At 63.6% G+C, this 7,076-nt stretch carries 4 protein-coding genes and 1 pseudogene; 1 reads left to right on the top strand and 4 read right to left on the bottom strand.

Features of this window, described 5'->3' with window-relative positions; translation table 11 throughout:
• The first annotated feature begins 305 nt into the window (after nucleotides 1-305).
• Nucleotides 306-1,741: pseudogene (locus NKH12_RS29425) on the top strand (amidase).
• A gap of 161 nt (nucleotides 1,742-1,902) precedes the next feature.
• Here the strand turns inward: NKH12_RS29425 and NKH12_RS29420 are convergent.
• The 4 genes from NKH12_RS29420 to NKH12_RS29405 all read right to left on the bottom strand — a co-directional run bounded on the left by NKH12_RS29420 (nucleotide 1,903) and on the right by NKH12_RS29405 (nucleotide 6,907).
• On the bottom strand, nucleotides 1,903-3,942 hold the full coding sequence (locus tag NKH12_RS29420) for an aldo/keto reductase (RefSeq protein WP_352956336.1): 2,040 nt from the start codon (nucleotides 3,940-3,942) through the stop codon (nucleotides 1,903-1,905).
• 130 nt (nucleotides 3,943-4,072) lie between these two features.
• The gene (locus tag NKH12_RS29415) at nucleotides 4,073-5,176 is read right to left on the bottom strand and encodes an ABC transporter ATP-binding protein (protein WP_352956335.1); all 1,104 of its coding nucleotides are present in this window, start codon (nucleotides 5,174-5,176) and stop codon (nucleotides 4,073-4,075) included.
• 7 nt (nucleotides 5,177-5,183) lie between these two features.
• Nucleotides 5,184-6,050 carry a carbohydrate ABC transporter permease gene (locus tag NKH12_RS29410; protein WP_352956334.1) on the bottom strand — a complete coding sequence of 289 codons (867 nt, stop codon included), beginning with the start codon at nucleotides 6,048-6,050 and terminating at the stop codon, nucleotides 5,184-5,186.
• Nucleotides 6,047-6,907 (bottom strand): carbohydrate ABC transporter permease, encoded by an 861-nt coding sequence (locus NKH12_RS29405; RefSeq protein ID WP_095495801.1) that lies wholly within the window; start codon nucleotides 6,905-6,907, stop codon nucleotides 6,047-6,049. The genes NKH12_RS29410 and NKH12_RS29405 overlap by 4 nt, the downstream gene beginning before the upstream one ends.
• Between the last annotated feature and the right edge of the window lie 169 nt (nucleotides 6,908-7,076).

Below are 7,076 nucleotides of genomic sequence, written 5' to 3'. Positions count from 1 at the left end.
TCGATCCCGGTCATTCAAACCTCCTTCGTCTTTCCCGCCGAAATAGAATCGAGCTTCGCCCCAAAGCGCAACCGAGATGTGTGAATGCGATAGGTATAGTGACGGGGAGAAGGACGCCTTCGCTAAGGATTTCGCCAATTCTCCGGCGTTGCCGAGAGAGCGCCAGCGTTGCGGCCAGCCCCTTCTCCCCGTTTTACGGGGAGAAGATGCCGGTAGGCAGAAGAGGGGCAGCGCCACGATCGGCGATTGTCTGAAGCGATTGCCATCGGGCGCCGTTCGGGCACGGCAGAACCAGGGAGACAGACATGGCCGAAATCACCGACAGTTTCCTGGAAACCTACGCCGAATCCGATGCGCTGGATCTGGCCGGGCTGGTGAAACGCGGCGAAGTCTCACCGGCCGAACTTGTCGAGGCGGCCATCATCACGATTGAACGGCTGAACCCGGCGCTGAATGCGGTGATCCACCGCCTCCACGAGATGGCACGGGCTTCGGCTGTAACGGTCGACAGAAGCGCACGCTTTGCCGGCGTACCATTCCTGCTCAAGGAGCTGGGCTCGTCCTGGACCGGAGCACCCAACACCAACGCCTGCTCTTTCCTGAGGGACGTCGTCGCCGATTTCGACACCGAGGTCGTGCGCCGCATGAAGACGGCGGGCCTGGTGCTTGTCGTAAATCCAACGCGCCCGAGAATGGCTGGTCGATCACCACCGAACCAAAACTCTACGGCGTGACGAAAAACCCTTGGAAGGACGGCATCACGCCGGGCGGTTCGAGCGGCGGTGCGGCGGCGGCAATCGCCGCGCGCATGGTGCCGATCGCCGAGGCCAGCGATGGCGCCGGCTCGATCCGCATCCCGGCCTCCTGCTGTGGCATCGTCGGCCTTAAACCGTCGCGCGGCCGCGTCAGCCTGGCGCCCTTCGGCGACTATTGGTATGGCGGCGCCTATTTCCTGTGCTGCTCCAGGACGGTGCGCGACACAGCAGCCTACCTGGATGCGGTGGCCGGCGCGCTGCCGGGCGATCCCTATACGCCGCCGGTCCCGGACGACAGCTGGTTCAGCCTTTCGGCGCGTGAGCCGGAAAGGCTGCGCGTCGGCTTCACCGTAACGCCGCCAAACGGCACGGCAATCGACCCCGAGGTCAAGGCCACGGTGCTGGCGACTGTCACTGCCCTCGATCACCTGGGTCATCATGTCGAGGAGCATGATATGCCGCTCGACGCCGATGCGGTGTGGAAGACCTACACCAACATGACCTGCGTGCAGACGGCGGCGACGTTCGGCTATCATGAAACGGTCATCGGCAGGCGGGTGACGCCAAGCGATGTCGAGCCGGTGACCTGGGCGATCATTGAGCGCGGCCGCGCGACGAGCGGCATCCGCCACATCTCGGATGTCGAATCGATCCGGCAGGTCGGCCGCGACATCGTCGGCGATCTCGCGCCCTACGATCTGTTCATCACGCCGACCCTGACGCAGCTGCCGCGGCCTTTAGGCTATTACGATATGGCGGAGCCGGACATCGATCGCTACAATGCAAAATGGACGGACGCCGTCTTCGCCTTCCCCTTCAACATCTCCGGACAGCCGGCGATTTCACTGCCACTCGGGTGGTCAGGCGGCGGCGTGCCAATCGGCGTGCAGCTGGTCGGCCGCTATGGCGACGAAGCGACCGTGCTCGCCGTCTCTGCGCAGCTGGAACGGGAGATGCCGTGGAAGGATCGGCGGCCGAAGGTGTAGTGTGGGTTGCCCGGGTGTCGGCCCAGGGCACCGGAGTAGAGGCCATCGGCGAGGCTGCTGATCTCCCCGCAAGGGGGGAGATTGGATGTCGTTTCGGCTTTCGCCAACTATCTACGCTGGACTCAGGCGGACAAGGGCGGCGCAAAGCTGAAGCGACTACCCTAGCCCGTGCGTCGCGCGGGATGCTGGTCCGAACCGCCATCCAGCCACGCCAGATCATCCGGCGAAAGCGCGATGTCGAGCGCCTGCAGACTGTCCTCCAGTTCGTCGAGCGTGCGCGGGCCAATCAGCGGGACGGACGGGAACGGCTGGGCCAGGACATAGGCGAGCGCGACATGGATCGGGCTCTTGCCCAGCCTGTTGGCGAGCTCGATCGCCCGGTCGCGGCGGCCGAAATTTTTCTCCGAATACCAGACCCGGACCAGCTCTTCATTGTCACGCTGGTCACGCCCGGCGCGGCCGGTGAAGAAACCCCGTCCCTGGCTCGACCAGGCGAAATTCGGCATCTGCCGGGCGGTCAGCCAGGCCTTCCATTCATCGCTCGACGATGTGACGCAACCCGGCCAGATCGGGACCAGCATTTCGGCCAGCGAAAAATTGTTCGAAAGCGCGCCAGGCTTCTGCTTGCCGGTCCGCTCGGCATAGGCAATCGCCTCATCCATGCGTTCCTTTGTCCAGTTCGAGCCGCCGAACGGACCGCGAATGCGGCCAGCCCTGACCTCCTGATCCATTGCGTCGACGAATTCGTTGACCGGCACGTCCGGGTCGTCGCGGTGCATGAAATAGACATCGACATGATCGGTCTGCAGCCGGTCGAGCGACTGGGTGAGCTGCTTGCCGATCACATCGGGATAGCAGAGCGGGGTGTGTGCGCCCTTGCCGATGACCACCGCTTGCTCCCGCACACCGCGGTTTTTCAGCCATTGGCCGAGCAGCGTTTCGGTGTAGCCGCTGCCATAGATATAGGCCGTGTCGAAGACGTTGCCGCCGGCTTCGAAATAGGCATCGAGCAGGATCATGCCGGAGGAGAACGTGCGGAAATCCTCGAAGCCGAGGGCGAGGCACGAGGCCGGCCGCGGCAGGCCCGGAATTTCGCGCTTGCGGATGGTGGCGCCGCCGGAGCGCAGCCGCCGGCCCGAGATGGTGTTGACGCGTCTTGTGGGCTTCTCGATCTCATACTCGAGCCCAATGGCGGCACGCCATTTGTCGAGCACGCGCAGATTGCCGAGGCTGTCGGCCCAGCCCATGCCCGGCCAGGCAAACTCCTGCTTTCCGGCCAGGATCGCCTCGCCGGCGGCGTCGACCTCGAAAGCGTAGAGCCAGCGATCTTCCCTGACCTCGACCACCTCCTCACCGCCCGGGCGGATGATGCGGATTTCCCCGGTGCCGCCTTCCCTGCCGCTAGCAAACCAGAAATCCGCGACCTCGATGCGGCCCTTGGTGCCGAGGATGCGCAGGACGTTGTCCTGCGCCAGCGAGATGCCGCAGGAGACTTCGGCGACGATGCCGCTGGGAAAATGCAGCAGCGCCGAGGCCCATTCGTCGACGCCGGACTGGCCAAGATGGGCTGCGCCGACGATCTTGTCCGGCTCGGCGAAGGGTTTTCCCAATGCTGCCCCGGCAATCAGCCGCGCCATCGAAACGGGATAGCCGCCGACGTCCAGAATGCCGCCGCCGGCCAGATCGTTGGCATAGAGCCGGTGCTCCGGCATGAAATCAGGCATGGCGAAGCCGAAGCTCGACTTCACCATGCGCACGTCGCCGATTGCGCCGGACCTGACCAGCTCGACCAGCTTTGCCGTCTGCGGATGCAGCCGGTACATGAAGGCTTCGCCGAGAAAGGTGCCGGCCTTGCGCGCCGCATGGATCATCGCGTCGGCTTCGAAGGCGGTCAGCCCCATCGGCTTTTCGCAAAGCACGTGCTTTCCGGCCTCAGCCGCCCTGATCGCCCATTCGGCGTGGCTCGGATGCGGCGTCGAAATGTAGACCGCATCGACGTCCGGGTCCACGAGCAAAGCCTCGTAACCCTTGAGGATGCGGGCGCCGGGGAAGTTTTCAGCGAGGCCTGATTTGCCGGGATTGCGTGCGCCGAGCGCAGCCAGTGTGCCGGTACGCGAATGGGCGACACCGCCGGCAAAGGCCTTGGCGATGGTGCCGGGCCCGAGAATGCCCCAGCGAATCTTTCGTGGTTCGGACGTCATTTTTTGATCTCCTTGGGGTCGCCTCGGCGTCGCGGGTTGGTAAAAGAAAATTGCGTGTCGTGGTGTGCATGTCGTTGTCCCAAACCGCTGCGCGGTTCACGCCCGAGGGCATGCTTTTGGGCGACTTGCACTAGCGAATGCGAGCACCTGACTTGTCGAAGAGAAGCGACCGGCCCGCCCTAATCGACACCACCATGTGGTCGCCAGTCGCCCGCTGCCGCGATGCCTCGCGCTCGATGATCAGTTCCTCTGGTCCGGCCCCCGCACTGGCCCCGGCACTGGCATAGACGTAGCTCACCGATCCGAGATGCTCGGCGACATCGGCCTTGACGGCGATGTCGCAGTCGCCTTCGCCGGCCTCGAAGAAATGCTCCGGCCGGACGCCGAGCACGACCTCGCTACCGACTGCTGGCGGGGCACCCGAAAGCGGCTTGCGCAGTTTGGCGCCACAATGGTTGGCGAGTTCGACCGTCACTGCGCCGCCGTCGTGCCCGCCCACTTTCGCCGCCATGAAATTCATCTTCGGCGAGCCGACGAAACCGGCGACGAAGCGGTTGGCGGGGTCGTCATAGAGATCGAGCGGCGCGCCGATCTGCTCGATATTGCCGGCGTTGAGCACGACGATCCTGTCGGCCAGCGTCATCGCTTCGGTTTGGTCGTGCGTCACATAGATCATGGTGACGCCGAGCTCCTTGTGAAGGCGCGAGATCTCGACCCGCATCTGCACCCTGAGCTCGGCGTCGAGATTGCTGAGCGGCTCGTCGAACAGGAACACTTGCGGTTCGCGCACGATGGCGCGGCCGATGGCGACGCGCTGGCGCTGGCCGCCCGACAATTGTCGCGGACGCCGCTTCATCAGCTCGGCGATGCGGAGGATCTCGGCGGCACGCTTCACCCGCCGCTCGGTATCGGCCTTCGGATTGCCGTTCATCCTCAGCCCGAAGCTCAGATTCTGCTCGACGCTCATATGCGGATAGAGCGCGTAGGACTGGAACACCATGGCGATGCCGCGGTCGGCCGGCTCGATATTGTTCACCACCTTGCCGCCGATGGCGATCTCGCCGCCGCTGATATCCTCGAGCCCGGCGATCATCCTGAGCAGCGTGGATTTTCCGCAGCCGGAGGGGCCGACGAAGACAACGAATTCGCCGTCATTGACGTCGATGTTCGCGCCGTGAACGATCTCGAAGACGCCGAAGCGCTTGACGACATTCTTGAGTGTGACCGCTGCCATGCTGATCCTATTTAATGGCGCCGGCGGCAATGCCGGCGACGAAATGGCGCTGCAAGAGCACGAACACGACGAGCATCGGCACGGTGAGCATCACGGCGCCCGCCATGATGCCGCCCCATGACACCTTGGTGAGGCCGATCAGCGTGCCGAGCGCCACCGGCGCCGTCATCGCGCCGGGCTTGGAATTGATCAGCAGCGGCCAGAGATAGTTGTTCCAGGAGGCGAGGAAGAGGATGATGGCGAGCGCCGCCAGCATCGGCCGCGCCAGCGGCAGTGCGACGAACAGGAAGATCCGCCATTCCTTGACCCCCTCGACCCGAGCGGCGTCGAACAGATCGCCCGGCATCATCGAGAAGCTCTGCCGCATGAACAGCACGCCGAGCGAATTGAAGAGCGGCGGCACGATCAGCGCCACCCAGGTGTTGGCGAGCTTGAAGTCGCGCGCCACCATGATGAATTGCGGGATCAGCACCACAGCGTAGGGAAGCGTGATGGTGCCGAGGATGATCGCGACGACGACGCCCTTGCCGAAGAACTGGTAGCGCGCCAGCGCCCAGCCGGCCATCGAGGTGAGCAGCACCGACAGGAACGTATAGGTCACCGCCACCGAGACGGAGATGCCGATGGCGCCGATGAAATTGGTGTCGCGCTGCAAATTGTTGACATTGTCGAGGAAACTGCCGTGCGGCAAAAGCTCGATGCTGGGGCTGAAGATGCCTCTGTCGGGCATGGTCGAAAAGATCACCATCATCCACAGCGGAAACAGCCAGATCAGCGCCAGCGGCGTCAGGAACAGATGCAGCGCGATGCTGCGTCCCAATCTGGAGGAAGAACGGCTAGCGGAGGAACGGCTGGAGGAGGAACGCGAGCTCATTTCGGGTCCCTCGTCAGCCACAGTTGCACCAGCGAGATGGCGATCGCCAGCCCGGCCATTGTGTAGGCGATGGCCGAGGCGTAACCGAAATTGAGCGACCTGAAACCCTGGCGGTAAAGCAGCAGCCCGAGCGTTTCGGTGCCGCCGCCCGGTCCACCGCGCTCGGTGATCAGGAATGGCTCGGTGAACAGCTGCATGGTGCCGATGATCGACAGTACGGCGCAGAACACGATGATCGGCTTGAGCAGCGGCAGGGTGATGTAGAAGAACTGCTTGAGCTTGCTGACGCGGTCCAGGGTCGCCGCCTCGTAGACATCCTGGGGGATGGACTGCAGGCCGGCGAGCAGGATGATGGCGTTGTAGCCGGCCCAGCGCCAGGTCACCGCGATCATGATGACCGCCATCGCAGGGGTGACGTTGGAAAACCAGTCGATACGGGGCAGGCCGACGCTGTTCAGCAGCTTATTGATGATGCCGTAATCGAGATTGAACATCAGCCGGAACACCGCCGAATAGGCGACTTCGCCGACCACGACCGGGGCGAAGAAGGCGAAGCGGAACAGGCCACGGGCTTTGAGCAGCGGCGAATTGAGCAGCACGGCCATAACGATCGCCAAAGTGATCATCACCGGCACCTGGATGACGAGGATAAGCAGCGTGTTTTTCAGCGCGTTGAAGAAGGCGGGGTCGCCGATCAGCCGGCCCCAGTTGAAAGTGGGCGCGAACCGCCACGGCACGGTGCGCGTCGCCTGGAAGGAGATCAGAAAGGAGCTGATGATCGGCCACAGCCAAAAGATCGAGAAGATCAGCAGATAGGGTGCGAGGAAGCGATACGCCGTGGCGTTCTGATAGCGCATTCTTTCTCCTTCCTGTCTCTAGGTTTGCCGGCTTACTGTCGAGGTCGTCGGCGCCGCTGTCTTACCTTCTCCCCTTGTGGGAGAAGGTGGATTGGCGCGTAGCGCCAAGACGGTTGAGCAACCGTGCTTCAAACGAAAGCCGGATTCCAGGGTTTGTTGGTGCGCACCA

Origin of the sequence: Mesorhizobium sp. M1322 (assembly GCF_040318085.1) — a bacterium.
In the GTDB taxonomy this organism is placed as follows: Bacteria; Pseudomonadota; Alphaproteobacteria; order Rhizobiales; family Rhizobiaceae; genus Mesorhizobium.
Note: the sequence above shows the minus strand (reverse complement) of the source record. Positions and strands in the feature narration are given on the sequence as shown.

Bases quoted from the DNA above. Each gene is read 5' to 3' on its own strand.
- NKH12_RS29405 (WP_095495801.1), bottom strand. From the start codon at position 6,907: ATGCGCTATCAGAACGCCACGGCGTATCGCTTCCTCGCACCCTATCTG.
- NKH12_RS29420 (WP_352956336.1), bottom strand. From the start codon at position 3,942: ATGACGTCCGAACCACGAAAGATTCGCTGGGGCATTCTCGGGCCCGGC.
- NKH12_RS29410 (WP_352956334.1), bottom strand. From the start codon at position 6,050: ATGAGCTCGCGTTCCTCCTCCAGCCGTTCCTCCGCTAGCCGTTCTTCC.
- NKH12_RS29415 (WP_352956335.1), bottom strand. From the start codon at position 5,176: ATGGCAGCGGTCACACTCAAGAATGTCGTCAAGCGCTTCGGCGTCTTC.